30 protein-coding genes are annotated in these 25,303 nt (G+C 67.7%); 16 read left to right on the plus strand and 14 right to left on the minus strand.

The features are described from left to right. Positions 1-38 precede the first annotated feature (38 nt). Positions 39-920 carry a LysR family transcriptional regulator gene (locus AC5P8F_RS08535; protein WP_049441354.1) on the minus strand — a complete coding sequence of 294 codons (882 nt, stop codon included), beginning with the start codon at positions 918-920 and terminating at the stop codon, positions 39-41. 96 nt (positions 921-1,016) lie between these two features. On the opposite strand from AC5P8F_RS08535, the gene AC5P8F_RS08540 reads away from it, so the two are divergent. The 3 genes from AC5P8F_RS08540 (at position 1,017) to AC5P8F_RS08550 (ending at position 4,014) form a co-directional block, all read left to right on the plus strand. Then, complete coding sequence (locus AC5P8F_RS08540) at positions 1,017-1,427, plus strand: DoxX family protein (protein WP_046428617.1); 411 nt, start codon at positions 1,017-1,019, stop codon at positions 1,425-1,427. Positions 1,428-1,458: 31 nt separating this feature from the next. Then, entirely contained in the window at positions 1,459-2,247 is a 789-nt protein-coding gene (locus tag AC5P8F_RS08545; RefSeq protein ID WP_197603019.1) for a DODA-type extradiol aromatic ring-opening family dioxygenase, read from the plus strand. Positions 2,248-2,364: 117 nt separating this feature from the next. Beyond that, a complete protein-coding gene (locus tag AC5P8F_RS08550) occupies positions 2,365-4,014 on the plus strand; it encodes a Na+/H+ antiporter (RefSeq protein WP_014645794.1) in 1,650 nt (549 codons plus the stop codon). A gap of 148 nt (positions 4,015-4,162) precedes the next feature. On the opposite strand, the gene AC5P8F_RS08555 is transcribed toward AC5P8F_RS08550, so the two are convergent. Beyond that, positions 4,163-4,411 carry a DUF3297 family protein gene (locus AC5P8F_RS08555; protein ID WP_005415112.1) on the minus strand — a complete coding sequence of 83 codons (249 nt, stop codon included), beginning with the start codon at positions 4,409-4,411 and terminating at the stop codon, positions 4,163-4,165. A gap of 90 nt (positions 4,412-4,501) precedes the next feature. Between AC5P8F_RS08555 and AC5P8F_RS08560 the strand changes: the two genes are divergently transcribed. Then, positions 4,502-5,044, plus strand: coding sequence for a DUF6630 family protein (locus AC5P8F_RS08560; RefSeq protein ID WP_032959249.1), 543 nt, complete (start codon positions 4,502-4,504; stop codon positions 5,042-5,044). A 55-nt stretch (positions 5,045-5,099) separates the two neighbouring features. Here AC5P8F_RS08560 and AC5P8F_RS08565 read toward each other — a convergent pair whose 3' ends face one another. The 5 genes from AC5P8F_RS08565 to msrB all read right to left on the minus strand — a co-directional run bounded on the left by AC5P8F_RS08565 (position 5,100) and on the right by msrB (position 8,342). Then, positions 5,100-5,375, minus strand: a complete 276-nt coding sequence (locus tag AC5P8F_RS08565; protein WP_046428626.1) for a DUF4031 domain-containing protein — start codon at positions 5,373-5,375, stop codon at positions 5,100-5,102. 13 nt (positions 5,376-5,388) lie between these two features. Beyond that, positions 5,389-5,877, minus strand: coding sequence for a hypothetical protein (locus tag AC5P8F_RS08570; RefSeq protein WP_046428629.1), 489 nt, complete (start codon positions 5,875-5,877; stop codon positions 5,389-5,391). 97 nt (positions 5,878-5,974) lie between these two features. Continuing rightward, entirely contained in the window at positions 5,975-6,925 is a 951-nt protein-coding gene (gene motB / locus AC5P8F_RS08575) for a flagellar motor protein MotB (RefSeq protein ID WP_046428632.1), read from the minus strand. Between the two features lie 3 nt (positions 6,926-6,928). After that, complete coding sequence (motA, locus tag AC5P8F_RS08580; RefSeq protein ID WP_014645799.1) at positions 6,929-7,783, minus strand: flagellar motor stator protein MotA; 855 nt, start codon at positions 7,781-7,783, stop codon at positions 6,929-6,931. Positions 7,784-7,874: 91 nt separating this feature from the next. Continuing rightward, entirely contained in the window at positions 7,875-8,342 is a 468-nt protein-coding gene (msrB, locus tag AC5P8F_RS08585) for a peptide-methionine (R)-S-oxide reductase MsrB (RefSeq protein WP_005415117.1), read from the minus strand. Positions 8,343-8,482: 140 nt separating this feature from the next. On the opposite strand from msrB, the gene AC5P8F_RS08590 reads away from it, so the two are divergent. Continuing rightward, entirely contained in the window at positions 8,483-8,857 is a 375-nt protein-coding gene (locus AC5P8F_RS08590) for a hypothetical protein (protein ID WP_014645801.1), read from the plus strand. 144 nt (positions 8,858-9,001) lie between these two features. Then, the gene (locus AC5P8F_RS08595; RefSeq protein ID WP_481442916.1) at positions 9,002-9,181 is read left to right on the plus strand and encodes a lana protein; all 180 of its coding nucleotides are present in this window, start codon (positions 9,002-9,004) and stop codon (positions 9,179-9,181) included. A gap of 110 nt (positions 9,182-9,291) precedes the next feature. Here the strand turns inward: AC5P8F_RS08595 and AC5P8F_RS08600 are convergent, their stop codons facing one another. Beyond that, a complete protein-coding gene (locus AC5P8F_RS08600) occupies positions 9,292-9,771 on the minus strand; it encodes an Lrp/AsnC ligand binding domain-containing protein (RefSeq protein ID WP_004140558.1) in 480 nt (159 codons plus the stop codon). 149 nt (positions 9,772-9,920) lie between these two features. Here AC5P8F_RS08600 and AC5P8F_RS08605 point away from each other — a divergent pair, with 149 nt between their 5' ends. Together AC5P8F_RS08605 and alr are read left to right on the plus strand one after the other, a co-directional pair. Next, entirely contained in the window at positions 9,921-11,225 is a 1,305-nt protein-coding gene (locus AC5P8F_RS08605; RefSeq protein WP_111173619.1) for a D-amino acid dehydrogenase, read from the plus strand. Next, positions 11,204-12,271, plus strand: a complete 1,068-nt coding sequence (gene alr, locus AC5P8F_RS08610) for an alanine racemase (RefSeq protein WP_014645804.1) — start codon at positions 11,204-11,206, stop codon at positions 12,269-12,271. Before AC5P8F_RS08605 ends, alr begins: the two co-directional genes overlap by 22 nt. A 103-nt stretch (positions 12,272-12,374) precedes the next feature. On the opposite strand, the gene AC5P8F_RS08615 is transcribed toward alr, so the two are convergent. Beyond that, on the minus strand, positions 12,375-12,941 hold the full coding sequence (locus AC5P8F_RS08615; RefSeq protein WP_014645805.1) for a DUF3016 domain-containing protein: 567 nt from the start codon (positions 12,939-12,941) through the stop codon (positions 12,375-12,377). A gap of 244 nt (positions 12,942-13,185) precedes the next feature. Between AC5P8F_RS08615 and AC5P8F_RS08620 the strand changes: the two genes are divergently transcribed. Together AC5P8F_RS08620 and AC5P8F_RS08625 are read left to right on the plus strand one after the other, a co-directional pair. After that, positions 13,186-15,174 carry a hybrid sensor histidine kinase/response regulator gene (locus AC5P8F_RS08620; protein ID WP_014645806.1) on the plus strand — a complete coding sequence of 663 codons (1,989 nt, stop codon included), beginning with the start codon at positions 13,186-13,188 and terminating at the stop codon, positions 15,172-15,174. A 43-nt stretch (positions 15,175-15,217) separates the two neighbouring features. Further along, positions 15,218-15,511 carry a DUF3247 family protein gene (locus AC5P8F_RS08625; protein ID WP_032959238.1) on the plus strand — a complete coding sequence of 98 codons (294 nt, stop codon included), beginning with the start codon at positions 15,218-15,220 and terminating at the stop codon, positions 15,509-15,511. A gap of 70 nt (positions 15,512-15,581) precedes the next feature. Here AC5P8F_RS08625 and AC5P8F_RS08630 read toward each other — a convergent pair whose 3' ends face one another. Continuing rightward, on the minus strand, positions 15,582-15,845 hold the full coding sequence (locus AC5P8F_RS08630; protein ID WP_495227928.1) for a hypothetical protein: 264 nt from the start codon (positions 15,843-15,845) through the stop codon (positions 15,582-15,584). Between the two features lie 157 nt (positions 15,846-16,002). On the opposite strand from AC5P8F_RS08630, the gene AC5P8F_RS08635 reads away from it, so the two are divergent. From AC5P8F_RS08635 to AC5P8F_RS08645, 3 genes are read left to right on the plus strand one after another with little or no spacing between them, the layout of a single operon-like run. Then, positions 16,003-17,067 carry a class I SAM-dependent methyltransferase gene (locus tag AC5P8F_RS08635; protein WP_049441343.1) on the plus strand — a complete coding sequence of 355 codons (1,065 nt, stop codon included), beginning with the start codon at positions 16,003-16,005 and terminating at the stop codon, positions 17,065-17,067. Further along, the gene (locus tag AC5P8F_RS08640) at positions 17,064-17,765 is read left to right on the plus strand and encodes a pseudouridine synthase (protein WP_014645809.1); all 702 of its coding nucleotides are present in this window, start codon (positions 17,064-17,066) and stop codon (positions 17,763-17,765) included. The genes AC5P8F_RS08635 and AC5P8F_RS08640 overlap by 4 nt, the downstream gene beginning before the upstream one ends. Next, entirely contained in the window at positions 17,762-18,445 is a 684-nt protein-coding gene (locus tag AC5P8F_RS08645) for an HAD family hydrolase (RefSeq protein WP_046428651.1), read from the plus strand. The genes AC5P8F_RS08640 and AC5P8F_RS08645 overlap by 4 nt, the downstream gene beginning before the upstream one ends. Before the next feature lie 95 nt (positions 18,446-18,540). Here the strand turns inward: AC5P8F_RS08645 and fabB are convergent, their stop codons facing one another. Further along, positions 18,541-19,749, minus strand: a complete 1,209-nt coding sequence (fabB, locus tag AC5P8F_RS08650) for a beta-ketoacyl-ACP synthase I (RefSeq protein WP_014645811.1) — start codon at positions 19,747-19,749, stop codon at positions 18,541-18,543. Continuing rightward, entirely contained in the window at positions 19,749-20,264 is a 516-nt protein-coding gene (fabA, locus tag AC5P8F_RS08655; RefSeq protein WP_014035851.1) for a 3-hydroxyacyl-[acyl-carrier-protein] dehydratase FabA, read from the minus strand. The genes fabB and fabA overlap by 1 nt, the downstream gene beginning before the upstream one ends. Positions 20,265-20,455: 191 nt before the next feature. On the opposite strand from fabA, the gene dinB reads away from it, so the two are divergent. Then, on the plus strand, positions 20,456-21,550 hold the full coding sequence (gene dinB, locus AC5P8F_RS08660) for a DNA polymerase IV (RefSeq protein WP_049441381.1): 1,095 nt from the start codon (positions 20,456-20,458) through the stop codon (positions 21,548-21,550). Between the two features lie 257 nt (positions 21,551-21,807). Here dinB and AC5P8F_RS08665 read toward each other — a convergent pair whose 3' ends face one another. Together AC5P8F_RS08665 and AC5P8F_RS08670 are read right to left on the minus strand one after the other, a co-directional pair. Next, a complete protein-coding gene (locus tag AC5P8F_RS08665) occupies positions 21,808-22,719 on the minus strand; it encodes an MBL fold metallo-hydrolase (protein ID WP_049441341.1) in 912 nt (303 codons plus the stop codon). A 91-nt stretch (positions 22,720-22,810) separates the two neighbouring features. Beyond that, positions 22,811-23,449 (minus strand): NAD(P)-dependent oxidoreductase, encoded by a 639-nt coding sequence (locus tag AC5P8F_RS08670; RefSeq protein WP_032959230.1) that lies wholly within the window; start codon positions 23,447-23,449, stop codon positions 22,811-22,813. A 108-nt stretch (positions 23,450-23,557) separates the two neighbouring features. Between AC5P8F_RS08670 and AC5P8F_RS08675 the strand changes: the two genes are divergently transcribed. Both AC5P8F_RS08675 and AC5P8F_RS08680 read left to right on the plus strand, forming a co-directional pair. Further along, positions 23,558-24,487: a LysR family transcriptional regulator gene (locus AC5P8F_RS08675; RefSeq protein WP_014645815.1), complete on the plus strand. Its 930-nt coding sequence runs from the start codon at positions 23,558-23,560 to the stop codon at positions 24,485-24,487. Then, positions 24,484-25,275, plus strand: a complete 792-nt coding sequence (locus AC5P8F_RS08680) for a class I SAM-dependent methyltransferase (protein WP_014645816.1) — start codon at positions 24,484-24,486, stop codon at positions 25,273-25,275. Before AC5P8F_RS08675 ends, AC5P8F_RS08680 begins: the two co-directional genes overlap by 4 nt. Positions 25,276-25,303 lie beyond the last annotated feature (28 nt).

The following is a 25,303-nucleotide window of genomic DNA, read 5'->3' on the forward strand; positions in this document are numbered from 1 at the left end:
GGCCGGCGGCCGGCACTACCGGCAAGCGCCAGACTCGGCTACACCCCGGCGTCCACCAGATGGTCGATGAAACTGCGCACCTTCGGTGCCAGGTGGCTGCGGCTGGTATAGACCGCGAAGATGCCGATCGGCGAGGCCTCCCATTCCGGCAGTACGCGCACCAGGCGGCCATCGGCCAGCGCGTCTTCCAGCAGGAAGTCGGGCTGCAGGATGACGCCCATGCCGGCGATCGCCGCTTCACGCAGCACGTCGCCGTTGTTGGCGTGCAGCAGGCTGTTCACCGCTACTTTCACTTCGCCGCCCGGCCCCTGCAGCGGCCAGTGGTCACCGGCGGCCCAGTAGCTGTAGCCCAGGCACGCGTGCGCCTGCAGGTCCTGCGGGGTCTGCGGGGCGCCGCGTGCGGCCAGGTAGGCCGGCGCGGCGCACAGGCTCACCCGCGATTCGCCCAGGCGGCGGGCGATCAGGGTGGGGCCCGGCTCGCGGGTGATGCGGATGGCCACGTCGTAGCCTTCCTCGACCATGTCCACCAGGCGGTCGGACAGGGCCAGGTCCAGTTCCACCTGCGGAAAGCGTTCGCGGTAACTGGCCAGCAGTGGACCGAGGCGGGCGATGCCCCAACTGACCGGTGCATTGATGCGCAGCATGCCGGAGGGCTCCAGCGCCTGCGCGCCGATGCTGGCCTCCAGCGCGTCGAACTCGGCCAGCAGGCGCACGCATTGGGCGTAGTAGGCGGCGCCGGTGCTGGTGGGGCTGACCCGCCGCGTGGTGCGATGGAGCAGGCGGGTGGACAGGCGCTTTTCCAGTGCGGCGACCTGGCGGGTAACGCCGGCGGTGGACATGTCCAGGGCCTGGGCGGCGGCGCTGAAGCCGTTGCGCTCGACCACCGCCACGAACACGCGCATCGCCTCAAGGGTGTCCATTGTTGCGCCTTCTGAAATAAATACGGTCAATCGATCGTATTTATCGGCCTGTGAAGGCGCAATAACCTGAGCCCACTCCCTTCAAGGTGCTTTCCGATGCACGCCACGACCGCTCCTGTTTCGCCGCTGGCCCCGTATGGCGCCACCCTGCTGCGCCTGGCACTGGGCGTGCTGTTCCTGGTTCATGCGCTGACCAAGCTGCTGGTATTCACCCCGGCCGGCACGGCAGCATTCTTCGAGTCGCTGGGCCTGCCCGGCGTGCTCGGCTACCTCACCCTCGGCGTCGAGCTGGTGATCACTGTCGCGCTCCTGCTGGGCATCTATGCGCGCTGGGTGGGCCTGGTCGGCGTGCCGCTGCTGCTGGGCACCATCGTCACCGTGCACGGCGCCAACGGCTTCGGTTTCGCCAATGCCGGCGGCGGCTGGGAATACCCGGCGTTCTGGGCGCTGGCGCTGGTGGTGCTGTTCCTGGTCGGCGATGGCAAGTGGACCCTGCGTTCGCGCTGATCGCCGCCTGATCCTGCAACTGGAGAATTCCATGTCCCGCCTGCCTTCGCTGTACATCTCCCATGGTTCGCCGATGACCGCCCTGCATCCGGGCCAGGTCGGTGTGCGCCTGGCCGAGCTGGCGCGCGACCTGCCGCCGCCGCGCGCCATCGTGACGGCCTCGGCGCACTGGCTGGGCCGGCAGCCGCTGGTCGGCGCACATCCGCAGCCGCCGACGATCCACGACTTTGGTGGCTTCCCGCGCGCGCTGTTCGAACTGCAATACCCGGCGCCGGGTGATCCGGCACTGGCCGAAGAAGTGGCCGGCCGCATCGCCGCCGCAGGCCTGACAGTGGCCATCGACCCGCAGCGTGGCCTCGACCACGGCGCGTGGGTACCGCTGCGGCTGTTGTTCCCGCAGGCCGACATCCCGGTGGTGCCGGTGTCGATCCAGCCGCTGCTCGGCCCCGAGCATCAGTTCGCGCTGGGCCGCGCGCTGGCACCACTGCGCGAACAAGGCGTGCTGCTGGTCGGCTCGGGCAGCATCACCCACAACCTGCACGACTGGGGCGACTACCAGGACGGCAAGGAAGCGCCATACGTGCGGCCCTTCATCGAGTGGGTGGAGCAGCGGCTGGCCGCTGATGACCGCCAGGCGCTGTTCGATTACCGCCGGCAGGCCCCGTTCGCCGAGCGTGCGCACCCGACCGACGAGCACCTGCTGCCGCTGTTCTTCGCGATGGGAGCGGCCGGCGAGGGCGGTTTCGGCGCACGCCGCATCGACGCCGGCATCGATGCCGGCTTCCTGGCCATGGATCTGTACCGGTTCGACGGGGCATGAGCCGGGGCTGACGCGCGGCGGCCCCGGCCGTCGCGGTCAGGGCCGCATGTGGTAGTTTTTTCCGGGTTTCCGGCGCTGGCCCTCGTGCCTCCCCACGCGCCGCTTCCTGGAAGAAGCATGCATACCATTGAAGTCGTCCTGGCGATGCTGGTGGCCGTTGTCGCCAGCGGCTACCTGGTTCGCGTCCTCCCGTTCTCGCTGCCGTTGCCGCTGGTGCAGATCGGCCTGGGCGCGGTGATCGCCGGCGTGTTCAACCGCGGCCATGCGCTGGAGCCGGAAGTGTTCTTCCTGCTGTTCCTGCCGCCGCTGCTGTTCCTGGATGGCTGGCGCATTCCCAAGCAGGGCCTGTTCCGCGACAAGGGCGCGATCCTCGAACTGGCGTTCGGCCTGGTGGTGTTCACCGTGATCGGCGCCGGCCTGCTGATCCACTGGATGATTCCGGTGATGCCGCTGGCAGTGTGCTTCGCGCTGGCGGCCATCGTCTCGCCGACCGACCCGGTGGCGGTCGGGGCGATCGCCTCCAAGGCACCGATCCCGAAGCGCCTGATGCACATCCTGGAAGGCGAGTCGCTGCTCAACGATGCGTCCGGCCTGGTCTGCTTCCGTTTCGCGGTGGCCGCGGTGATGACCGGCTCCTTCTCGCTGGCCACGGCCTCGCTGACCTTCCTGTGGGTGGCGGTGGCCGGCCTTGCCGTGGGCGTGGCGGTCACCCTCGGCGTGTCCACCTTCCAGCGCTGGTTGTGGCGCCGCTTCGGCGAAGAGCCGGGTGCGGCGATGCTGGTCAACCTGCTGATTCCGTTCGCGGCCTACCTGCTCGCCGAAGAAATCCATGCCTCGGGCATCCTCGCTGCGGTCGCCGCCGGTATCGCGATGAGCTACGTCGAGCTGACCGGCCGTGTCTCCGGCAGCATGCGCGTGCAGCGCGCGGGCGTCTGGAACATGCTGCAGTTCAGCTTCAACGGCATCATGTTCGTGTTGCTGGGCGAGCAGCTGCCGGGCATCGTCGAGCGCGCCACCACCACCATGAACGAGTCCGGCCACCAGAGTGCATGGTGGCTGCTGGTATACGTGGTGGTGATCAACCTGGCGCTGATCCTGCTGCGCCTGCTGTGGGTATGGCTGTCGCTGCGCTGGAACCTGCTGCGCGCGCGCCGCCGTGGCCTGGAGCGGGGCGAGGCGCCGAACTGGCGCATCGTGGTGGCGACCTCGGTGGCTGGTGTGCGCGGCGCGATCACCCTGGCCGGTGTGTTGACCCTGCCGCTGTTCCTGCCCGATGGCAGTGCGTTCCCGGCGCGCGACCTGGTGATCTTTCTGGCCGCGGCGGTGATCCTGTTCTCGCTGATCGGCGCCAGCGTGGCGCTGCCGCAGCTGCTGAAGGGCCTGCAGCTGCCAGCCGATTCGGGCGAGCGCAAGGAAGAGGACCTGGCACGCAAGCTGTCCTCCAAGGCCGCGCTGGCCGGGGTCGAACGCATGCGCCAGCAGCTGGTGATGAACCAGAACACCGAGAACGTGCAGCTGTACAACGATGCTGCCTCGCGGGTGAGCCTGCTGTACCAGCGGCACTTGGAGAAAGACAACGACGGCCCCGACGTGGACCCGGAGAAGGTGCGGCGCATGGAGCTGGGCTACCGCCAGCTGCGCAGCGCGGGCCTCAATGCCGAGCGCGAGGAACTGTTCCGGTTGACCCGGCGCGGGGTGATCTCCGATGAGATCTCGCGGCGCCTGATCCGCAACCTGGACCTGCTGGAATCGCGCAAGCGCGAATGACGCCTGGGACCGGGCGTTGCTGACGCTGACGCCTATTCCGCCCTGCCATGTAGAGCCGAGCCCGTGCTCGGCTGCGCTTGCTTCAGGCGTCATGAACCCGGAACGAAAAGCAGCCGAGCACGGGCTCGGCTCTACATGCCGGTGCCGGTTATTCCGGCTTCTGGTCCAGGAAATACACCTCGACCTTGCCCTTGACCTTGATGGTCATCGGATTGCCGCGGCGGTCGCGGGCCTTGCCGGCCTGCACGCGGATCCAGCCTTCGCTGACCGAGTATTCCTCGACGTTGTCGCGCTCGACGTCGTTGAAACGCACGCCAACGCCGCGCTCCAGCGCCTGTGCATCATGGAAGGGGCTGGCCGGGTTGATCGCCAGGTGGTCGGGAGGGGTATCGCTCATCGCTTCATTCACAGTGACGGCCACCAAGGCCGGCTTCAGCGGCACAGGATAAACCGTAGAATGCGGGCCTGCCCCAGAGGACGTTCCGCCATGCCCGACAACAGCGACTATTTCGACTTCGAGGAAGACATCCACGACTTCGACGAGGAGGGCTTCGAGGCGCGGGTCTGGAACCTGCTGGTGCTGATCAACCCGGGCGACGAAGAGCTGGCCCTGCAGCAGTTCAACCGCTGGCGCGAGCACCTGTCCGAGGACGGGCAGCCGCTGGAAGCGGACAGCGACTGGCTGCCGGCCCTGTTCACGGCCATCGCCTGGCAGTCCGGTTTCGATGTGGAGCGCGATGACCTGGAATCGCTGCAGTCGGCGGTGAACGAGCTGTCGGCGCGCTTCAACCTGCAACTCGACTGGGGCGGCGACCTGGACGACGAGGACTTCGCCGAGGGCCTGGACGGCGTGCAGCTGATGTCCACCGCCTTCGACCGCCTGCGCGAGCACAACTACACGCTGTGGAGCGTGGATGCCGGCAGCGACGGCTTCACCGGCGTGATGGCGCTGACCCGCGACGACGACGCGATGCTGGCGCTGTGCTCGCTGCTGAACGTGGAAATCCGGCTGGGCAGCGACCCGTTCTGAGCGATGGGCCGATCCGCCGGGCACGACCCGGCGGGGACGATCTGCTGGGCGCGGCCTACGGCCGGTACTGCGCCCTGGCGTTGGCAATCACCGCTTTGACCAGCTCGCGGTCGGTGTGCCGGGAAATCGCCCGCGCACCGAGCGCTATTGCCTGTGCGCGCAGCTCGGCAGTGACGTCGTAGTGAGCACCGCTGGCCTTGTTCTGGAAGGCCCGCGGGGGAATGCCGAGCTGCGCCGCCATCGCGTGCAGCTCGGCCAGGGTGTCGGCCATCAGGTGCGCCCAGCGCTGTCCGCGCCAGGGATGCACCGCGTCATCGACGTAGACCGTCACCGCCGCGGCCGGTTCAGGCCTGCGGCTTGCTGTCGCTGTCAGCGGCCGGGGCGGCCTCGGCAGCGGCTTCTTCGGCCGCGTCGCCTTCGACGGCTTCGCCTTCTTCGCCCTCAGCGGCGTCGACGCCTTCGAATTCGGCAACCAGCTTGTCCAGGTATTCGTCAGCGGTCTGCTCGGATTCGGCAGCCAGGGTGTCCAGCAGCTTCTGCAGCAGTTCGGAGTACTCCAGGTTGACCTTGCGGCCTTCCTTTTCCTGCACGTTGGACAGGTGCTTGAGCATGGCCAGCATCGGCACCGGGTTTTCGGCGTTGCCCATGGTCTGGCCGCCGATGGCCAGCAGCCACTCACGGCCCTGCAGGCCGATGGCCGCTACCACCTGGCCGTCTTCGTTGGTCAGCACGGCATGGTTCTGCACCTGCTGCTGGGCATTCAGGCGGAGGAACGGGCGCTTGGCCTGCTGCTTCTTGCGCTTGTCGCGCTTGGCCTTGGAGTTCTGGGACATGGGGTGGGGTCACCTGGAAACGGAAAGACCGCCATTGTACCGGCCGCACACAGGCGGGGTCAGATCCCTTTCCATGGGAAAGGGATCTGACCCCGGTTCAATGTGCCACGGGCGCGGCCTCACCTTGCGCGGCCTGCACGTCCGGGTCGGCGGTGGGCGCCGACAGTCCCACCTGCGGGCCGGCACCGGCCAGGGCGGCCGCTTCGGCGGCCTGGGTCATCACCACGATGCTGATGCGGCGGTTGATCGGGTTCTGCGGGTCGGCCTTGTCGAACAGCACCGACGAAGACAGGCCGACCACGCGGGTGATCTTGCTGTCCTCCAGGCCACCGTCCACCAGCGCACGCCGTGCGGCGTTGGCACGATCGGCGCTCAGCTCCCAGTTGCCGTAGCCGCGCTCGGCCGAATAGGCGGTGATGTCGGTGTGGCCGGTCAGGCTGATCCGGTTCGGCACGTGGTTCAGGTAGTTGGCCAGCTCGTGCAGGATCTGCTGCGTATACGGCTTCAGCGTAGCGCTGCCGAGGTCGAACATCGGCCGGTTCTGCTTGTCCACGATCTGGATGCGCAGGCCTTCCGGGGTCAGGTCCAGCAGCAGCTGGTCCTTGAACGGCTCCAGTGCCTGGCTCCTGCTGATCGCTTCCTGCAGTTCCTTCATCAACGCTTCCAGCTGCTGCTTGTCGCGCTGCTGCTGGTCCACCGGCTGCGGCACCGCTTCCTTCTGGTTCTGGAAGGGATCGTTGCTGCTGCCGCGCGAGATGTCGGTGGCACCACCCAGCTTGATCATCGAGGTGCTGGCGCCGCCCGGGCCGGCCATGCCGGGCGCCGGCGTGGCGTTCTGCCCGCTCAGCGGGCTGGGGTTGCGGAAGTACTCGGAAATGGCCGCACGGTCGTTCTTGTTGGTGGTGGCCATCAGCCACAGCACCAGGAAGAACGCCATCATCGCGGTCACGAAGTCAGCATAGGCCACCTTCCACGAACCGCCATGATGGGCGGCGTGGCCGGCCTTCTTGACCCGGCGGACGATGACAGTGGGCTTGGTCTCGGCCATGGTTTACTTGACCGTCTTCAGGTGCTGCTCGAAATCGGAGAAGGCCGGGCGCACGTTCGACGGCAGCGTCTTGCGGGCGAATTCCAGCGCGATCTTCGGGTTGTAGCCGCGCAGGCAGGCCAGCAGGGCGGTCTTGACCGATTCATAGATGCGGCTGTCCTGCTCGGCGCGTGCCTCCATTGCTGCCGCCATCGGGCCGACGAAGCCGTAGCCCAGCAGGATGCCGAGGAAGGTACCGACCAGCGCGCCGGCCACGTGGCCACCGACCTCGACGATGTCACCGCCGATCGAGCCCATGGTGATGACGATGCCGAGCACCGCCGCGACGATGCCGAAACCGGGCAGTCCGTCGGCGACCTTGGTCAGCACCTGCGACGGCGCCATGGCCTCGGCGTGGTGCTTTTCCAGTTCCAGCTCCAGCAGCGGCTCCAGCTCGTGCGGCTCGATGTTGCTGCCGATCATCAGGCGCAGGCAGTCGGTGATGAAGTCGATCAGGTGGTGGTCGGCCTGCACCTTGGGGTAGTTGGCGAACAGGGCGCTCTCGGCCGGCCGCTCGACATGGTCTTCCAGGGCCATGAAGCCTTCGCGGCGGGCCTTGTTGAGCAGTTCATAGAGCAGGCTGAGGACATCGATGTAGTCCTGCTGCTTGTAGCGCGGGCCCTTGAACACGCCGACCATGGCCTGCAGGGTCTGCTTGACCGTCTTGGCCGGGGTGCCGACCAGGAACGCACCCAGTGCGGCACCGCCGATGATGACCAGTTCGTAGGGCTGCCAGAGGGCACCCAGGCGGCCGTGGGCACCGAGGTAGCCCCCGATCACGCTGATGATGACGACCAGGAATCCAACGATGATGAGCATGGGGCGACGCAAGGAGAGGGGATATCTCCTTGTCGGCCCGTCACCCGGTTTTCTGAAGAGGGAATTCTGTGAAATCGGTCAGCGGGGTGTTTCAGCCCGCCACACCGCTTTCCGCGCCGCCACGCTGCAACGGGTCGGGCCAGGGCTCGCCATTGCCGGTGAACGAAAGTGAGACGGAGTTCAGGCAGTGGCGCTCGTAGGTGGGCGGCGGACCATCCGGGAATACGTGGCCGAGGTGGCTGCCGCAGCGCGCGCAGGTGATCTCGGTGCGCACCATGCCATGGCTGGTATCGCGGATCTCGCGCACGTGCGCCGGGTCGAACGGGGCGAAGAAGCTGGGCCAGCCGGTGCCGGAATCGAACTTGGTGCTGGAGCGGAACAGCGGCAGCGCGCACAGCCGGCAGCAGTAGACGCCCTCGCGCTTGTTGTCCAGGAACACGCCGCAGAACGGCGCTTCGGTACCGTGCTGCAGCAGCACGCGGCGCTCTTCGCTGCTGAGGCCGGCGATCAGCGCCTCGGTCTGGGTGGCAGTGGGGGGCGTCAGGTCGAAGGCAGTCATGCCGGCTCTCCGTGGGGTCGATGGCCTGGGGATGCCGGAAAACGTGGGGGTGCCGGCGCGCGCTTGCAAGTGTGACGGCCGTTCATGGGCGGCACACAGGTGCAGGCGCAAGGTAAATGCGATCCACGCCGGAGCGTGCCATGAAACCGACCCTTCCCCTGCTGCTGATGGCCCTGTTGCCCACGTTGGCGCTGGCCCAGGTGCCTGCTGCCGACCCGACGGTCACCCGCAGCGCGACCACCGTGGCTCCGGCGCCGGTGGTACCGCCGCCGCAGGCCGCACGCCCCCAGCCGCAGGTGCTGCCGTCGCCGCAGCCGGCGCAGCCGATCAGGTCCACGGGTCCTGCCCGGATTGCGCCCACCCCGGCGCCGAGGCCGGCCGACAAGGTCTATGACCGCAATGGCCGCATCGTGCCTGGCGTGCGCCCGGCTGGCCCGAACCGGGTGTTCGATTCGCGTACCGGCCGCTATTACGACAGCGTGCCGGCCGGCGATGGGCAGCAGATCAAGCGCTGACCTCGGATGCCAGGCAAGGGTGGCAGCTTCCACACACTGCACGGCCTGAACGCACGAAAACAACATCCTGCCGATCACTGCTTTTTCGCCTGCGATTAACCGTGCCGGGACCACCGTGGCCCTGCGCCGGCATTCCGCCGCCGCATGTCCTTTGTCCAATGGATCGCGATCATGAAAAACCAGCAGAACCGTCATCCCGGCAAGGAACCGCAGGGCCGCAACCCGCAGCATCAGCAGCAACAGCAACAGATGGAACCGCAGCAGCCGCACAAGGGTGGCAAGCAGCAGGAACAGCGCTCGCAGAAGCATCCGCAGCAGCGCTGACTGTCGACATGACCGGGGTCAGAGCCCGCTGCGCGGGATCTGACCCCTTGCCTGACCCCGATCGGGGCCGGATCCCGCAACGCGGGCTCTGACCCCAACCTGCGACCGCCTCAATCCGGAATCGGCAGGCTCAGCGTTTCCTTCACTTCTTCCATCACGATGTAGCTTTTGGATTCACGCACATGCGGCAGTGTCAGCAAGGTGCTGCCGAGCAGCTTGCGGTAGGAGGCCATCTCACTGATCCGCGCCTTCAGCAGGTAATCGAAGTCGCCCGAGACCAGATGGCACTCGAGCACATTGGGCAGCTTCAGGGCGGCGCGCCGGAACTCTTCGAAGATGTCACCGGACTTGTAGGCCAGGCTGATCTCCACGAACACCAGCAGGCTGGCCTTCACCGCCGCCGGGTCCAGGTGGGCGTGGTAGCCGGTGATCACCGCTTCGCGCTCGAGCCGGCGCACGCGCTCGGTGCACGGGGTGGTCGACAGGCCGACCCGCTCACCCAGTTCGGTGAAGGAAATACGGCCCTCCGCCTGCAGGATGCGCAGGATCTTGCGGTCGATCTTGTCCAGTTCGCGGGTACGGGTGGCCATGGCCGTCAACCTTGGGGAATGAATTGCAGGAGAACATCCTGCCGGTTGATTTCAAATCAGGCAAATCAACTGGGATTGGCTGTCTATACTTCCCCAATTATGGTCCCGGCACGCTCCAGTGCAGGGAATGATCGGGTTGGAGAAGTCCCATGCGAGTCCTAGTTCTCGGCAGCGGCGTGATCGGCACCACCAGTGCCTGGTACCTGCGACAGGCCGGGTTTGAAGTCACGGTCATCGACCGCCAACCCGGCCCGGCGCTGGAGACCAGCTTCGCCAATGCCGGCCAGCTGTCGTTCGGCTACACCTCGCCGTGGGCCGCCCCGGGCGTGCCGAAGAAGGCCATCGGCTGGCTGTTCGAGAAGCACGCGCCGCTGGCGATCAAGCCGGGCATGGACCTGGCCCAGTACCGCTGGCTGTGGCAGATGCTGCGCAACTGCACCCACGAGCGCTACGCGATCAACAAGGCGCGCATGGTGCGCATGTCCGAGTACAGCCGCGACTGCCTGAACGAGCTGCGCGCGCAGATCGGCATCGAGTTCGAAGGCCGCGACCTGGGCACCACGCAGCTGTTCCGCACCCAGCAGCAGCTGGATGCCTCTGCGCAGGACATCGAGATCCTGGCCCAGTACGGCGTGCCGTACGAGGTGCTGGACCGCGCCGGCATCATCCAGGCCGAACCGGCCCTGGCCCATGTCGACGGCCTGGTCGGCGCGCTGCGCCTGCCGCGTGACCAGACCGGCGACTGCCAGCTGTTCACCCGCCGCCTGGCGCAGATGTGCGTGGACGCCGGCGTCGAGTTCCGCTTCGACCAGGACATCACCGGCCTCGAGTTCGAGGGCGACCGCATCACCGGCGTGCGCATCGACGGCAAGCTGGAAACCGCCGACCGCTTCGTGGTCGCGCTCGGCAGCTATTCGCCGGCGCTGGTCGCACCGCTGGGCATGCGCCTGCCGGTGTACCCGCTGAAGGGCTATTCGCTGACCCTGCCGATCACCGACCCGGCGATGGCGCCGACCTCGACCATCCTCGACGAGAGCTACAAGGTGGCGGTCACCCGCTTCGACGACCGCATCCGCGTCGGTGGCATGGCCGAAGTGGCCGGTTTCGACCTGTCGCTGTCGCAGCGTCGTCGCGAGACCCTGGAGCTGGTGGTCAGCGACCTCTACCCGAAGGGCGGCGACCTGTCGCGCGCACAGTTCTGGACAGGCCTGCGCCCGGCCACGCCGGACGGCACGCCGGTGATCGGCGCCACGCCGTTCCGCAACCTGTACCTCAACACCGGCCACGGCACCCTGGGCTGGACCATGGCCTGCGGCTCGGGCCGTTACCTGGCCGACCTGATGAGCGCGCGCCAGCCGCAGATCAGCACCGAAGGCCTGGATATTTTCCGCTACGGCCAGTACGGTCACGCCCCGCAACATGAGAACCGCACATGCGTCCTGCCCGCGCGCTGATCGATCTGGGCGCCCTGCGCAGCAATTACCGGCTTGCCCGTGAACTGGGCGGTGGCAAGGCCCTGGCGATCATCAAGGCCGATGCCTATGGCCATGGCGCGGTGCGCTGTGCACAGGCGCTGGAAGGCGAGGCTGATGGTTTCGGCGTGGCCACCATCGAAGAGGCGCTGGAACTGCGCCAGGCCGGGATCCGTGCGCCGATCCTGCTGCTGGAAGGCATCTTCGAACCCAGTGACATGGCGCTGGTGGCCGAGCACGATTTCTGGTTCGCGGTGGGCTCGCCGTGGCAGCTGGAAGCGCTGGTCGCATTCGACAGCCCGCGCCCGCTGACCGTGTGGCTGAAGCTGGACAGCGGCATGCATCGCCTCGGCCTGGACGTGGACAGCTTCCGCGCCGCGCATGCACGCCTGTCGGCGCTGCCGCAGGTCGAGCGCATCGTGCTGATGACCCACCTGGCGCGTGCCGACGAGCTGGACAGCGAACGCACCCATGAACAGGCGGCGACCTTCGCGCGCGCCATCGACGGCCTGGACGGCGAGACCAGCGTGTGCAATTCGCCGGCACTGCTGGGCTGGCCGGATGTACGCAGCGACTGGGTGCGCCCGGGCCTGATGCTGTACGGCGCCAATCCGCTGCCGGACAACACCGCGCTGACCGAGCGCCTGCGCCCGGTGATGACGATGCAGTCGAAGGTGATTGCCGAGCGCTGGATCGAGGCCGGTGAGCCGGTGGGCTATGGCGCACGCTTCGTGGCCAAGGCGCGCACCCGCGTGGGCGTGGTCGCGCTTGGCTATGCCGACGGTTATCCGCAGTTCGCCCCCAACGGCACGCCGGTACTGATCGATGGCCAGCCCGGCGTACTGATCGGGCGCGTGTCGATGGACATGCTGACGGTGGACCTGACCGCGCATGCGCAGGCCGGCATCGGCAGTGTGGTGGAACTGTGGGGTTCTGCGCCGACGCTGTCGGAACTGGCGCCGCGCTGCGGCGTGAGTGCCTACCAGCTGCCGTGCGCGGTCAAGCGCGTGGCGAAAGTCTACGTGTAGAGCCGAGCCCGCGCTCGGCTCTGGTAGCAGCCGACCTTGGTCGGTACCGTGCAATGCGTGTCGACCAAGGTCGACACCTGCCGGTGGGTAGAGCTGCCCGGAATCATCGTGCAGCAGTAGCCCGCGTGCTCAGCTCGCGCTTCACCCAGTCGTCGATCAGGCGCTTCTCGTAGCGCAGCGGATCGCTGTCGCTCTTCAGCCCCAGGTTGTGCAGGTAGCCGGTGTCGCTGAGCTTGGCTTCTCCCTCATCGACGATGCGACCACTGGCGTCCTTCAGCGTGTACTGCAGGGTGATCCGCGGCGGATAGATGTCGCGCATGATCCGGATGTCGCTGCCGCGCGGGCCGTGCCAGGGCTCGTAGTCGCCGGCGCGCTTGATGTCGACCAGGGTCACGTCCAGGGTCTGCCCGGGCTGCAGCGGCTTGGCCGCCGTGGTCTGCACGTAGCTGGCCAGCTGCTGCACCCAGTTGCCGCGTTCGGCCTCGAAGCGGTTGGTGCTCTGGCGGATTTCGGTGAATCCGGCTGGATCGTCCCACTTCACGCTGACCGGGCCATTGGCCTGCAGCGCGCGGGGCGCATCCGGATCGGTGACGGCGCGCGGCGCGGCGTTCGCGCTGCCCGCCATGAGGGCGCCTGCCAGCAGCAGGGCAGTGGCCAACGAGCGGTTCATGACGGTCTCCTGCGCCCCATCGACGGGGACGATGCGATTTATAGATCGAGTGTGATCCCGCTTTCCAGCCACCGCAACGGCCGATTGCGACACCGACAAGAGCGGTTGCCGCCAATTCATCGTCGTCAACCATGACTGACGGCGCTTGACGCTGTGAATACGCGCTTTGGAAGATGCTGTGCTTCCAATCCGGCCCGTCCAGACGCCCTTGTCCACACTGCCGCCCCTCGTGGAGCGCCCACCGATGATGGTGCAGGCGCCCGAACCCGACCTGCATCATGGCGTGCTTGAGCGCATCAACGCTGGTTTCTGCGTGATCCAGGTGCTGTTCGAGGGCGATCGTGCGGTCGACTATCGTTTCCTCGAGGTCAACGATGCCTTCGAGCGCCACACCGGGCTGAAGGATGCGCGTGGACAGCGCATGACCGAGCTGGAACCCAACCATGAGCAGGACTGGTTCCGCATCTACGGCGAGGTCGCACGCAGCGGCCGTCCTGCCCAGTTCGAGATGGAAGCGCGTGCGCTGGGTCGTTCGTTCGCGGTCGATGCGGTGCGCGTGGGCCGGCCGGGCGAGGACAAGGTCGGCATCCTGTTCTTCGACATCACTGCACGCAAGCAGATGGAAGTGGAGCTGGGCGAGAGCGAAGCGCGCTTCAGCGCGCTGGCCGACGGCCTGCCGATGCCGGTGTGGGTGCTCGACGAGCGCGGCCATGCCCGTTTCGTCAACAGCGCCTTCAGCGAGTTCTTCGGTGGCGACGAGACGCGTGTGCCGGAAGATGTCTGGCGCGGCCTGGTGCATCCGGACGATGCGTCGGTATTCGAATACGAACTGCAGGAAGCGCTGAAGGCACAGCGTTCGATGCACGCGCTGGTGCGTGCGCGGCGCGCCGATGGCCAGTGGCGTTGGCTGGAGATGAACGCACGCCCGCGTTTCTCGCGGATGGGCCGCTTCATCGGCCTGGCCGGCAGCAGCCCGGACGTGACCGAACGCCGCGAGATCGAACTGGCCCGCGAGGAACTGCTGCAGTCCGAGCGTGCCGCGCGCAGCGCTGCGGAGAACATGGCGCGGCTGAAGGACGAGTTCCTGGCCACGCTGTCGCATGAACTGCGTACGCCGCTGACCACCATCCTCGGGTGGAGTGAGCTGCTGCTGCAGCGCGTGGACAACACCAGCCCTCTGTACAAGGGCCTGAACGTGATCGCCAACAGCGCCGGTGCGCAGAAGCGGCTGATCTCGGACATGCTGGACCTCAGCAGCATGCTGCTGGGCAAGGTGCAGCTGGAGGTGGAAGTGCTGGACCTGCGCACGGTGCTGGGCGAGGCCATCGGCGCGCAGGAACTGGTGGCCGAAGGCAAGGCACTGGACGTGCACCTGCAGCTGCCCGAACAGCCGAGCCTGGTGCTGGGCGATGCCACGCGCCTGCAGCAGGTGTTCTGGAACCTGCTCTCGAACGCGATCAAGTTCACCCCGGCTGAAGGCCGCATCGACCTGCAGCTGCGGGCCGACGGCAACCACTGGGAGATCACCGTGCGCGACACCGGTGATGGCATCGCACCCGAATTCCTCAATCACCTGTTCAGCCGCTTCCGCCAGGCCGATGGCACCACCACCCGGCGCCATGGTGGACTGGGACTGGGCCTGGCGATCGTGCAGCAGCTGGTCGAACTGCATGGCGGCACGGTCGCCGCGGCCAGCGAGGGGCACGGCCATGGCGCTACGTTCACCGTGCGCCTGCCGCAGCACCTTCCCGATGCCGAGCGGCGCCCGCTGCGCGAAGTGATCAGCGGGCCGATCCTGGAACCGGTGATCGTCGAGCCGTATCCGCTGCGCGGCATGCACGTGCTGGCGGTGGAAGACCAGCCGGAAGTGCTGGAGTACCTGCGGCGCATGCTGGAAGAGCAGGGCGCCAGCGTGTCGGCGGCCAGTTCGGCCGGTGAGGCGCTGGCGTTGCTGGCCGACACCGGCCATCTGCAGTACCACGTGATGCTGACCGACATCGGCATGCCGGGCATGGATGGTTATGGCCTGGTGCGCACGCTGCGCGAGGACATGGGCGTGGATGCCACGACCCTGCCCGCGGTCGCCGTCACCGCGCTGGCGCGTGCCGATGACCGCCGCCGTGCGCTGGCGTCGGGTTTCCAGGAACACGTGGCCAAGCCGTACTCGGTGGCGCAGCTGGTGGCTGCGGTACGCAAGGTGCAGGTACCCCGCGCCGACAGCGCGCTGCACTGAGCATTCACGGCCGATCGGCGACCCTGCATGCAGGAGGTCGCCGATGTCCCGCATAGCTCCCCGTATCCATACCGATCCGGCGCAGATCGCGCGCTTGGAAGCCCTGCTGCCGCAGCTGGAAGGCGAAACGCAGGTGGAACTGATTCTGCACGATGGCCGCCGCCTGCTCGGCACGGTGGCCGTGAGGCCAACCGTGCAGCAGTACCGCAACGTCGCTGGTGATGAAGGCAGCAACGGCCAGTTGCGCCTGGATGACTACGACACGCCGGTGCAGCAGCACCATGTGTGGCTGGACGAGATTGCCAGCATCAACCGCCTGCCACCCAAGGCGCCTTGATCCGATGTAGAGCCGAGCCCACGCTCGGCTGCGCCGTCGCCCGAGCGTGGGCTCGGGCGCTACCGGTGTGTCAATGCTCGAACAAGGTCGGCGTCGCTTCGAACCGGCGCGCGTAGGCGCGTTCTTCCGCCACCCGGGCCACCTCGTCATCGGCCAGGTCCGGTGCGCCATATACCGCATAGGCCACGGTGCCATCGGCGCCATGGCCGACCTGGTGCAGCCGGTAGCGCGAGTGCCCGCCGCCGGTGTCCTCGGGGTAGTGCACGGGCGGATGGCTGCCTTCCAGGTCCATTTCACTGTTGTCGACGACGCCACCGACGAACAAGGCTCGCATGCAGGTTCTCCTGGGTTTCCGGGGGAGCCTCTACCCTGAACGTTTCAATGTTTCTGGCAGATCAAGGCCCCGTTCGGGTTTCGCAAAGCGGCCTGCCGGGGCCGGCCCGGCCAAGCCGGTACAATGGACGGCCCTCACGCTTGAAGTACCCGCGCCGATGGCCTCCAGCGACGACGCCCCCCTGCAGACCCTGCTCCTGCCGTTCTCCCAAGGCGCCCTGCGCTGGCCGGAGGGCCCGGTGGCTTTCCTGCGTGCCCGCGATGGCTGGCCGCTGCGCGAAGCGGCCGGCAACCGCGAGCTGCACTGCGAACAGAGCTTTGCCCCGTTCGCGCAGCCGCTGCAGCAGGCCGCCGGCTGGACCGTCAGCGGCCAGCTGGACGATGTGGCCGGCAAGGGCCGTTACCCGCTGGTGCTGGTGCTGCCACCGCGCCAGCGTGAAGAAGCCCGTGCGCTGTTCGCCCGCGCGTTGGCGCTGGTCGCCGAGGGCGGCCGCATCGTTGCCTGCCAGGCCAACAACGAAGGCGCGCGCTCCGGTGAAGGCGACCTCAAGCAGCTGGCCGGTCTCGGCGGCTGCCTGACCAAGAACCACTGCCGCGTGTACTGGACCGCCCCGCTGCAGGGCCAGCACGACGCCGACCTGGCCAAGCGCTGGTCGGCGCTGGATGCGGTGCGCCCGATCATGGGCGGACGCTTCCTCAGCCGCCCGGGCGTGTTCGCCTGGGACCGCATCGATCCGGCATCGGCGCTGCTGGCCGAGCACCTGCCGGCCGACCTGGCCGGCCGCGCCGCCGACCTTGGCGCAGGCTACGGCTATCTCTCGCGCGAGCTGCTGGAACGCTGCCCGAAGATCACCGCGCTGGACCTGTACGAGGCCGAGCAGCGTGCGCTGGCCCTGGCCGAACTGAACCTGGCGCCGCCGCCGCGCGCGCTGCCGCTGCGCTTCCTGTGGCGCGACGTCACCGCCGGCATCGAGCCGGGCTACGACGTCATCATCAGCAACCCGCCGTTCCACACGCCGTCGCGTGCCGACCGCCCGGACATCGGCCAGCGCTTCATCGCCGTGGCCGCGCAGGCGCTGCGCCCGGGCGGGCGCCTGTACGTGGTGGCCAACCGCCATCTGCCGTACGAGCACACCCTCAACGACAGCTTCGGTGCGGTGCGCGTGGTCGCCGAGCGCGACGGTTTCAAGCTGGTTGAAGCAGTGAAGGGGAAGGGCAAGTGAAGCTGGTCAAGCTGATCGCCAACCTGGGCTATGGCAGCCGCAAGCAGGTGCAGTGGATGTTCCGCGAAGGCCGCGTCACCGACGCCGACGGTGAGGTGCTGTACGCCGATGACCAGGTGCCGCACGAGGCGATCCGCGTCGATGGCGAGCCGCTGGACCCGCCGGTGGGGCTGTCGATCGCGCTGCACAAGCCCGCCGGCTACACCTGTTCGACCAAGGACACCGGCCGCCTGATCTACGACCTGCTGCCGCCGCGCTTCCGCGACCGTGATCCGGTGCTGTCCACGGTGGGCCGCCTCGACCGCGAGACCAGTGGCCTGCTGCTGCTGACCGACGATGGCGGCCTGCTGCACCGGATCATCTCGCCGAAGTCGAAGCTGCCGAAGGTCTACGAAGTCGAGTTGAGCGAGGACCTGCGCGGCGACGAAGTGGCGTTGTTCGCCAGCGGCACGCTGATGCTGGAGTCCGAGAAGACGCCCCTGCTGCCGGCTGAACTCGAAGTGCTGGAGGCGCGTCGCGCACGCCTGGTGCTGCATGAAGGCCGCTACCATCAGGTACGCCGCATGTTCGCCGCCACCGGCAACCACGTGCAGGCCCTGCACCGCAGCCGCGTCGGCGGGCTGGACCTGCAGGGGCTGGACGAAGGGCAATGGCGGCAGCTCACTTCCACCGACCTGGATACGTTGTTCGCTCCATGACCCCCTTCGCTGCGCTGCCGTTCCTGCCCGACGCCGTCATCTTCGACATGGACGGTTTGATGATCGACAGCGAGCGGGTCTCGCTGGCCTGCTGGAGCGAGGCCGCCGACGAATTCGGGCTGGGCCTGGAGGAAGCGGTGTTCCTGCGCATGGTCGGCCTCGGCGACCACGATACGCATGCGTTGCTGCGCGCGCAGGGCATCGAGGACAGCCTGATCGACGCGGTGGCGGCACGTTGCCATGAGCTGTACGAAGCACGCACGCAGACCGGGCTGCCGCTGCGGCCGGGCATCCTGGAGCTGCTGGAGCTGCTGAAGGCGCACGCGGTACCGCGTGCGGTGGCGACCACCACGCGGCAGCCGCGCGCCAACCGCAAGTTGGCGGCCGCAGGCCTGCTGCCGTACTTCGATGCCGTGATCACCAGTGGTGATGTGGCGCGGCCGAAGCCGGCGCCGGATATCTACCTGCTGGCCGCGCAGCGGCTGGGCCAGGCGCCCGAACGTTGCCTGGCGCTGGAAGATTCACCGGCCGGCACGCGGGCCGCACTGGCCGCCGGCATGACCGTGATCCAGGTGCCGGACCTGGTGCATCCGGATGAAGAGCTGCGCGCACTGGGCCACCGCATCGTCGGCTCGCTGGTGGACGCGCACGCCCTGCTGCTGCCGCTGCTGCCGAAGTAGCGGTGGCTGCCGACCTTGGTTGGCACTGAGCCGGGCATGGGCTCGGCTTCACATCTTCTGGTGGGTGCCGACCGTTGGTCGGCACACCTGTTCAATCACACCCGCCCGAACACCAGCGCAGCGTTGGTGCCACCGAAGCCGAAGCTGTTGGACATCACCGTGTCCAGCTTCTGCTCGCGGCTTTCGCGCAGGATCGGGAAGCTCTCCACCTTCGGGTCCAGCTCGCCGATGTTGGCCGAACCGGCGACGAAGCCATCGCGCATCATCAGCAGGCAGTAGATCGCCTCGTGCACGCTGGCCGCGCCCAGCGAATGGCCGGACAGCGCCTTGGTCGAGGACAGCGGTGGTACCGCATCGCCGAACACTTCACGGATCGCGTTGAGCTCGGTGACATCGCCCAGCGGGGTCGAGGTGCCGTGGGTGTTGAGGTAGTCCAGCGGGCGATCGACGCCCTGCAGTGCCATCTTCATGCAGCGCACCGCGCCCTCGCCGGACGGCGCGACCATGTCGGCGCCATCGGAGGTCACGCCGTAGCCGATCAGCTCGGCATGGATGTGCGCGCCACGCGCAACGGCGTGGTCGTAGTCCTCCAGCACCAGCATGCCGCCGCCACCGGCGATGACGAAGCCGTCGCGGTCCTTGTCGTACGGACGCGAGGCGCTGGCCGGGGTTTCGTTGAAGCTGGTCGACAGCGCGCCCATCGCATCGAACATCACGCTCATCGACCAGTGCAGGTCTTCACCGCCACCGGCGAACATGATGTCCTGCGCACCGTGGCGGATCATGTCCGCGGCAGCGCCGATGCAGTGCGCCGAGGTCGCGCAGGCGGCCGACAGCGAGTAGCTGACGCCCTTGATCTGGTAGGCCGTGGCCAGGCAGGCCGAGACCGTCGAGCACATTGTGCGCGGCACCATGTACGGGCCGACCTTGCGCACGCCACGTTCGCGCAGCAGGTCGACCGCGCCGATCTGCCATTCGCTGGAGCCGCCGCCGGAACCGGCGATCAGGCCGGTGCGCAGGTTGCTGACCTGCTCGGGGCTGAGCCCGGCATCGGCGATGGCATCGCGCATGGACAGGTAAGCGAAGGCCGCCGCGTCGCTCATGAAGCGCTTCTGCTTGCGGTCGATCAGCGCCTCCAGATCGAGGTCGACGCGACCGCCGACCTGGCTGCGCAGGCCTGCTTCGGCATGGTCGGCCAAGGCGGTGATGCCCGAGCGCCCTTCGCGCAGCGCGGCCGAAACGGTATCCAGATCATTGCCGAGGCAGGACGTGATGCCCATGCCGGTGATGACGACGCGACGCATCAGAAGCTCCCGGTTTCAGTGAACAGGCCGACGCGCAGGTCGCGCGCGCTGTAGATTTCGCGGTCATCCACGTACATGCGGGCGTCCGACTGGGCCATCACCAGCTTGCGGTTGATGACACGGCTGATGTCGATCTCGTAGCGCACGAGCTTGGCGTCCGGCAGTACCTGGCCGGTGAACTTCACCTCGCCGCAGCCGAGTGCGCGGCCCTTGCCGGGGGCACCCAGCCAGGTCAGGAAGAAGCCGGTCAGCTGCCACATGGCGTCCAGGCCCAGGCAGCCGGGCATGACCGGGTCGCCGATGAAGTGGCAGCCGAAGAACCACAGGTCCGGGCGGATATCCAGCTCGGCGCGTACCATGCCCTTGCCGTGCGGTCCGCCGTCCTCGTGGATGTCGGTGATGCGGTCGAACATCAGCATCGGATCGTTGGGCAAACGGCCGGCGGCGGTGCCGAACAGTTCACCGCGTGCGCTGGCCAGCAGCTGTTCGCGGTTGAACGCGTGGAGACGGGTCATGAAGCACAATCCTGGAAGCGGGGAAACAGGGAAACAAGCGTTCGAGGATGCCCGTGGAAACTGCGCCGATCAAACATTTCAACCGTACGCAACCGTAGTGTTTTCAATGGAATACGCGCATCCTGTTGATGTGCAACGACCATACTTCGGCGTGTGGCCCGTTCGACACGCCCCCGCCCTTTCCGCCTGACATGACCCGACTGCGCAAGATCATCCACGTCGACATGGACGCGTTCTACGCGTCGGTGGAGCAGCGCGACGATCCGTCACTGCGCGGCAAGCCGGTGGTTGTGGCATGGCGCGGCGCGCGCTCGGTGGTGTGTGCGGCGTCCTACGAGGCACGCGTGTTCGGCGTGCGTTCGGCGATGCCGGCGCTGCGCGCCGAACGCCTGTGTCCGGACGCGATCTTCGTGCCGCCGGACTTTGCACGTTACAAGGCGGTGTCACGCCAGGTACGCGAGATATTCCTGCGCCACACCGACCTGGTCGAGCCGTTGTCGCTGGACGAGGCCTACCTGGACGTGACCGAGCCGAAGAGCGGCATCGAACTGGCCACCGACATCGCCCGCACCATCCGTGCGCAGATCCGCGAGGAGACGAACCTGACCGCTTCAGCCGGGATCGCGCCGAACAAGTTCCTGGCCAAGATCGCTTCGGACTGGCGCAAGCCCGATGGCCAGTTCGTGATTCCACCGCAGCGGGTGGACGCGTTCCTGCTGCCGCTGCCGGTGAACCGGGTGCCAGGCGTCGGCAAGGTGATGGAAGGCAAACTTGCCGCGCGTGGCATCGTCACCTGCGGCGACCTGCGGCAGTGGTCCCTGGTCGACCTGGAAGAGGCGTTCGGCAGTTTCGGCCGCAGCCTGTACAACCGTGCACGCGGCATCGACGAGCGGCCGGTGGAACCGGACCAGCAGGTACAGTCGATCTCCTCGGAGGACACCTTTGCCGAGGACCTGTTGCTGGAAGACCTGGGCGAGGCGATCGTGCAGCTGGCGGAGAAGACCTGGAATGCCACGCGCAAGACCGAACGCGTCGGCCACACCGTGGTGCTGAAGCTGAAGACCGCGCAGTTCCGCATCCTCACCCGCAGTTTCACCCCGGAGCGCCCGCCGGAATCGATGGAAGAACTGCGCGACATCGCACTGGCCCTGCGCGCCCGCGTCGACCTGCCGGCGGAGACGCGTTACCGCCTGGTCGGCGTCGGGCTGGGTGGGTTCCGCGAAAAGGAGGCCGTGGTGCAGGGGGAATTGTTCGAGCACGGACCGAACGATTCCACATCCCTCTGATCGGCAAAGGCGGGGTCAGAGCCCGTTGCGCAGCAACGGGATCCGACCCCAGCAGATTGCCGAGATCTGTCGAAGGCGAGGTGGGTCCGGTTGCGGGGGCGTGAGCGCCATGGATGGCGCGACCGAGCCTCCATGGACGGATTCACGGCGTCCCCCGCAACCGGACCCACCTCGCCCTCCCACGGATAGCCAGCTGTTGCTTTTGCTGTTGCCTCTGCAGGTGCAGGGCGCAGCCCTGCAAAAGAAAGCGCCCTACCTCATGGCCACTGCATTTCGCCCTTGGCCACCTTCGCGCTCAGCTCCAGCGATGCGACGCCGTCCAGCTTCGGGTAGCGCGCCTGCATCGCTTTTACCAGCGCCGTACTGTCCTTGGCCTTTGCCGTCTCGACATCGAACGCGCGGATGTAGTCCGCAGTGAAGCGCAACGCACTGGCATCCAGCGCCGCACCCGGCGCGTAGTGCCCCGGCACCACCACCTTCGGCTTCAGTGCCTGCAACCGCTGCAGGGTCTGCAGCCAGTCGGTGTGCGACTTCGGCGTCTGCGTGTCGGCCATCCACACGTGCTCGCCGGCGACCACCGGAATGCCACCGACGATCGCGCGCAGCGACGGTACCCACAGCACCGTGCGGTCCGGGGTCGGGCCATCCAGGCCGATCAACGGCAGGCGCTGGCCTTCCAGCTGCAGGGCATCGCCATCCAGCACCTGCGGCAGCACGATGCGCGCGGGCATGTCGGCACCCATCTTCGGTCCCCAGTAGGCCAGCTTGCCGGCCTGGGTCTGCTGGATGTGGGCGACGGTCTGCGCGGTGGCGACGATGCGTGCCTGCGGGAAGGCGTCCTGCAGGGTGGCCAGGCCGAAGTAGTAGTCCGGATCGCCGTGACTGATGTAGATCGTGGTCAGCTGCTTGCCGCTGGCGCGGATCAGCTCGACCAGCTTGCGCGCATCGCTGGCACCAAACTGCGCATTGACCAGGATCGCGTCGTGGCGGCCTTCGATCAGCACCGAGGACACCGAGAACATTGCCTGCGGGCCGGGATGGAAGGTCTGCAGGTGCAGCTGGGATTTCGTCGCCGCCGCCGGCGCCGTGGTGGCCGGTGCGGCCAGCAGCGGCGCACTGGTGAAGCTGGCGGCCAGGGCAAGGGGAAGCAGCAGGGCAGCGGTACGCATGGGAATTCCTTGTGTAGAGCCGGGCCAATGCCCGGCTGCATGTTCGCGTAGAGCCGAGCGCGGGCTTGGCTCTACATGGGACGTGCGTGGATCAATACGCTGCGGTGATGATCTGCTTCGGATACGCGTGCGCTTCCAGTTCGGCGACGAACGCCGCGCCATAGTCGGCGTAGCTGATGCGGCTGTGGCCGCTGGTATCGGCCAGGAACGCCTTGGGCTGCACGCGGTACTGGCCGCGCTCTTCACCCGGGCCGATTTCGGCGGCCGGCGAGAAGAAGGTCCAGTCCAGGTCGTCCACTGCCTGCAGGCGGTTGAACGCCTCGCGGTGGGCCAGCGCGTACGGCTTGTAGGCCTCCGGGAAGGTGGGGGTGTCGACCAGCTGCACGCCGGGTGCGACTTCCAGGCTGCCGGCACCGCCAACCACCACCAGGCGCGGCACGCCGGCCTTGCGCGCGGCAGCCGCCAGCTGCGCGGCGACCTCGCCGACGCGGCCGATGTCATCGCCTGGGCGCGGGCCGTAGGCACTGGCGAGCACGTCGTGGCCGGCGATGGCGGCAACCAGCGCGTCCTGGTCATCCAGCGAGGCGATCACCGGATGGGCACCGGCCAGCTCGGCCGGGAGGTCCTGCGCGCTGCGCACGATGACAGTGAGTTCGTGGCCGCGGGCCAGCGCGTGGCGGGCGATCTGGCGGCCGATGTTGCCGGTGGAACCAACGAGGGCGATCTTCATGGCAGGACTCCGTGGGGCGCTGTGGGGTGGGAATGGCGCCACTCTAGGCCGCTGCAGTCGCTCGAAAAACAGCGTATAACGTGCTTGTTTGTTGCATGGATCGATCATATGGACCGATTGACCGCCATGACCGTGTTCGTCGAGGTGGCCGAGCGCGGCAGCCTGACCGCGGCGGCAGAGGTGCTGGACATGTCGCGGGCGATGGTCAGCCGCTACCTGGCTGAGGTCGAGGGCTGGCTGGGCGCACGCCTGCTGCACCGGACCACGCGCCGGGTCAGTCTGACCGGGCCCGGCGAGGCGGCGCTGGCGCGCTTCCGGCAGATGCTGGCGATCGGCGAGGAACTGCAGGGCGAGCTGGCCAGCGATGATCCCGAGCCGCATGGCACGCTGCGGGTGACTGCCAGCGTGTCGTTCGGGCAGAGCCACCTGGCGCGGGCGGTGGCCGGCTTTGTTGCGCGCCATCCGGCGGCACGCATCGAGCTGCTGCTGGTCGACCGCACGGTCAACCTGGTGGAGGAGCGGGTGGACCTGGCCGTGCGCATCGCGCGCCAGATCGATCCCAGCCTGATCGCGCGGCGGCTGGCCACCTGCCGCTCGGTGCTGTGCGCGACGCCGTCCTACCTGCAGGCACGCGGCACGCCGACTGCTCCCGAGCATCTGGCCGCGCACAACTGCCTGACCCACCACTACGTCGGCAAGAGCCTGTGGCAGCTGCACCGGGACGGCCGTTCGCTGTCGGTGGCGGTGGGCGGCAACATCAGCGCCAACGAGGCCTCGCTGCTGCTGGAGGCGGTGCGGGCCGGTGCCGGTATCGCCATGCTGCCGACCTACCAGGTGGCGCCCCTGCTGCGTACCGGCGAGCTGATCGAACTGCTGCCCGAATTCAGCCTGGACGAACTCGGCATTCATGCCGTGTACGCGTCACGGCGACAGCAGCCCGCTATCATGCGGCGATTCCTGGACTACCTGGCCGAGTGTTTCGCCAGCCCGGCCTTCCAGGACCTGGATTGGCGCCCACCGGGCAAGGAGAACACATGAACCATGGACAGGCCTTGATCGACCACAACCGTGCTGCCTGGGACCGCCAGGCCAGCGAAGTGCGCGAATGGTCGCGCCCGGTGGAAAGTTCAACCATTGCCGCCGCGCGCGAAGGCCGCTGGCAGGTGCATCTGACCCCACGCGCGCTGCCATTGGACTGGCTGGGCGATGTGCGTGGCCGCCGCATCCTGTGCCTGGCCTCGGGCGGGGGCCAGCAGGCACCGGTGCTGGCCGCTGCGGGCGCCGACGTCACCGTGTTCGATCTCTCCGACGGGCAGCTGGAACAGGACCGCAGCGTGGCGGCGCGCGATGGCCTGCAGCTGCGCACGGTGCAGGGCGACATGCGCGACCTGCACGTATTCGCCAACGACAGCTTCGACGTGGTGTTCCATCCGATCTCCAACCTGTACGTACCCGACGTGCGCCCGGTGTGGACCGAATGCCGCCGCGTGCTGGCGCGCGACGGCATGTTGATGGCCAGCTTCTACAACCCGGTGCTGTTCGTCGGCGCGCGCGATCCGCAGCTCGATGCGCAGGGCCTGATCCGGCCGCAGTACGCCATTCCCTATTCGGACCTGGAAGACCTGCCCGCCGCAGAACGTGAGGCGAAACTCGGCCGCGGCGATGCGCTGACCTTTGGCCACAGCCTGACCGAACTGATCGGCGGGCAGCTGGATGCGGGGTTCGTCATCGATCGCTTCATGGAAGACTGGCAGCCGCAGCCGCGCTTCCTGATCGACCGCTACCTGCCCACGTTCCTGGCCACCCGCGCACGCCGGATCGGTTGAGGCGGATCGGCGCAGAAACCAGCGGCGT

The organism is Stenotrophomonas sp. YJH_SMC_69 (genome assembly GCF_059370495.1).

Bases quoted from the DNA above. Each gene is read 5' to 3' on its own strand.
- AC5P8F_RS08535 (WP_049441354.1), bottom strand. From the start codon at position 920: ATGGACACCCTTGAGGCGATGCGCGTGTTCGTGGCGGTGGTCGAGCGC.
- AC5P8F_RS08540 (WP_046428617.1), top strand. From the start codon at position 1,017: ATGCACGCCACGACCGCTCCTGTTTCGCCGCTGGCCCCGTATGGCGCC.
- AC5P8F_RS08545 (WP_197603019.1), top strand. From the start codon at position 1,459: ATGTCCCGCCTGCCTTCGCTGTACATCTCCCATGGTTCGCCGATGACC.
- AC5P8F_RS08550 (WP_014645794.1), top strand. From the start codon at position 2,365: ATGCATACCATTGAAGTCGTCCTGGCGATGCTGGTGGCCGTTGTCGCC.
- AC5P8F_RS08555 (WP_005415112.1), bottom strand. From the start codon at position 4,411: ATGAGCGATACCCCTCCCGACCACCTGGCGATCAACCCGGCCAGCCCC.
- AC5P8F_RS08560 (WP_032959249.1), top strand. From the start codon at position 4,502: ATGCCCGACAACAGCGACTATTTCGACTTCGAGGAAGACATCCACGAC.
- AC5P8F_RS08570 (WP_046428629.1), bottom strand. From the start codon at position 5,877: ATGTCCCAGAACTCCAAGGCCAAGCGCGACAAGCGCAAGAAGCAGCAG.
- motB (WP_046428632.1), bottom strand. From the start codon at position 6,925: ATGGCCGAGACCAAGCCCACTGTCATCGTCCGCCGGGTCAAGAAGGCC.
- motA (WP_014645799.1), bottom strand. From the start codon at position 7,783: ATGCTCATCATCGTTGGATTCCTGGTCGTCATCATCAGCGTGATCGGG.
- msrB (WP_005415117.1), bottom strand. From the start codon at position 8,342: ATGACTGCCTTCGACCTGACGCCCCCCACTGCCACCCAGACCGAGGCG.
- AC5P8F_RS08590 (WP_014645801.1), top strand. From the start codon at position 8,483: ATGAAACCGACCCTTCCCCTGCTGCTGATGGCCCTGTTGCCCACGTTG.
- AC5P8F_RS08595 (WP_481442916.1), top strand. From the start codon at position 9,002: ATGTCCTTTGTCCAATGGATCGCGATCATGAAAAACCAGCAGAACCGT.
- AC5P8F_RS08600 (WP_004140558.1), bottom strand. From the start codon at position 9,771: ATGGCCACCCGTACCCGCGAACTGGACAAGATCGACCGCAAGATCCTG.
- AC5P8F_RS08605 (WP_111173619.1), top strand. From the start codon at position 9,921: ATGCGAGTCCTAGTTCTCGGCAGCGGCGTGATCGGCACCACCAGTGCC.
- alr (WP_014645804.1), top strand. From the start codon at position 11,204: ATGCGTCCTGCCCGCGCGCTGATCGATCTGGGCGCCCTGCGCAGCAAT.
- AC5P8F_RS08615 (WP_014645805.1), bottom strand. From the start codon at position 12,941: ATGAACCGCTCGTTGGCCACTGCCCTGCTGCTGGCAGGCGCCCTCATG.
- AC5P8F_RS08620 (WP_014645806.1), top strand. From the start codon at position 13,186: ATGATGGTGCAGGCGCCCGAACCCGACCTGCATCATGGCGTGCTTGAG.
- AC5P8F_RS08625 (WP_032959238.1), top strand. From the start codon at position 15,218: ATGTCCCGCATAGCTCCCCGTATCCATACCGATCCGGCGCAGATCGCG.
- AC5P8F_RS08630 (WP_495227928.1), bottom strand. From the start codon at position 15,845: ATGCGAGCCTTGTTCGTCGGTGGCGTCGTCGACAACAGTGAAATGGAC.
- AC5P8F_RS08635 (WP_049441343.1), top strand. From the start codon at position 16,003: ATGGCCTCCAGCGACGACGCCCCCCTGCAGACCCTGCTCCTGCCGTTC.
- AC5P8F_RS08645 (WP_046428651.1), top strand. From the start codon at position 17,762: ATGACCCCCTTCGCTGCGCTGCCGTTCCTGCCCGACGCCGTCATCTTC.
- fabB (WP_014645811.1), bottom strand. From the start codon at position 19,749: ATGCGTCGCGTCGTCATCACCGGCATGGGCATCACGTCCTGCCTCGGC.
- fabA (WP_014035851.1), bottom strand. From the start codon at position 20,264: ATGACCCGTCTCCACGCGTTCAACCGCGAACAGCTGCTGGCCAGCGCA.
- dinB (WP_049441381.1), top strand. From the start codon at position 20,456: ATGACCCGACTGCGCAAGATCATCCACGTCGACATGGACGCGTTCTAC.
- AC5P8F_RS08665 (WP_049441341.1), bottom strand. From the start codon at position 22,719: ATGCGTACCGCTGCCCTGCTGCTTCCCCTTGCCCTGGCCGCCAGCTTC.
- AC5P8F_RS08670 (WP_032959230.1), bottom strand. From the start codon at position 23,449: ATGAAGATCGCCCTCGTTGGTTCCACCGGCAACATCGGCCGCCAGATC.
- AC5P8F_RS08675 (WP_014645815.1), top strand. From the start codon at position 23,558: ATGGACCGATTGACCGCCATGACCGTGTTCGTCGAGGTGGCCGAGCGC.
- AC5P8F_RS08680 (WP_014645816.1), top strand. From the start codon at position 24,484: ATGAACCATGGACAGGCCTTGATCGACCACAACCGTGCTGCCTGGGAC.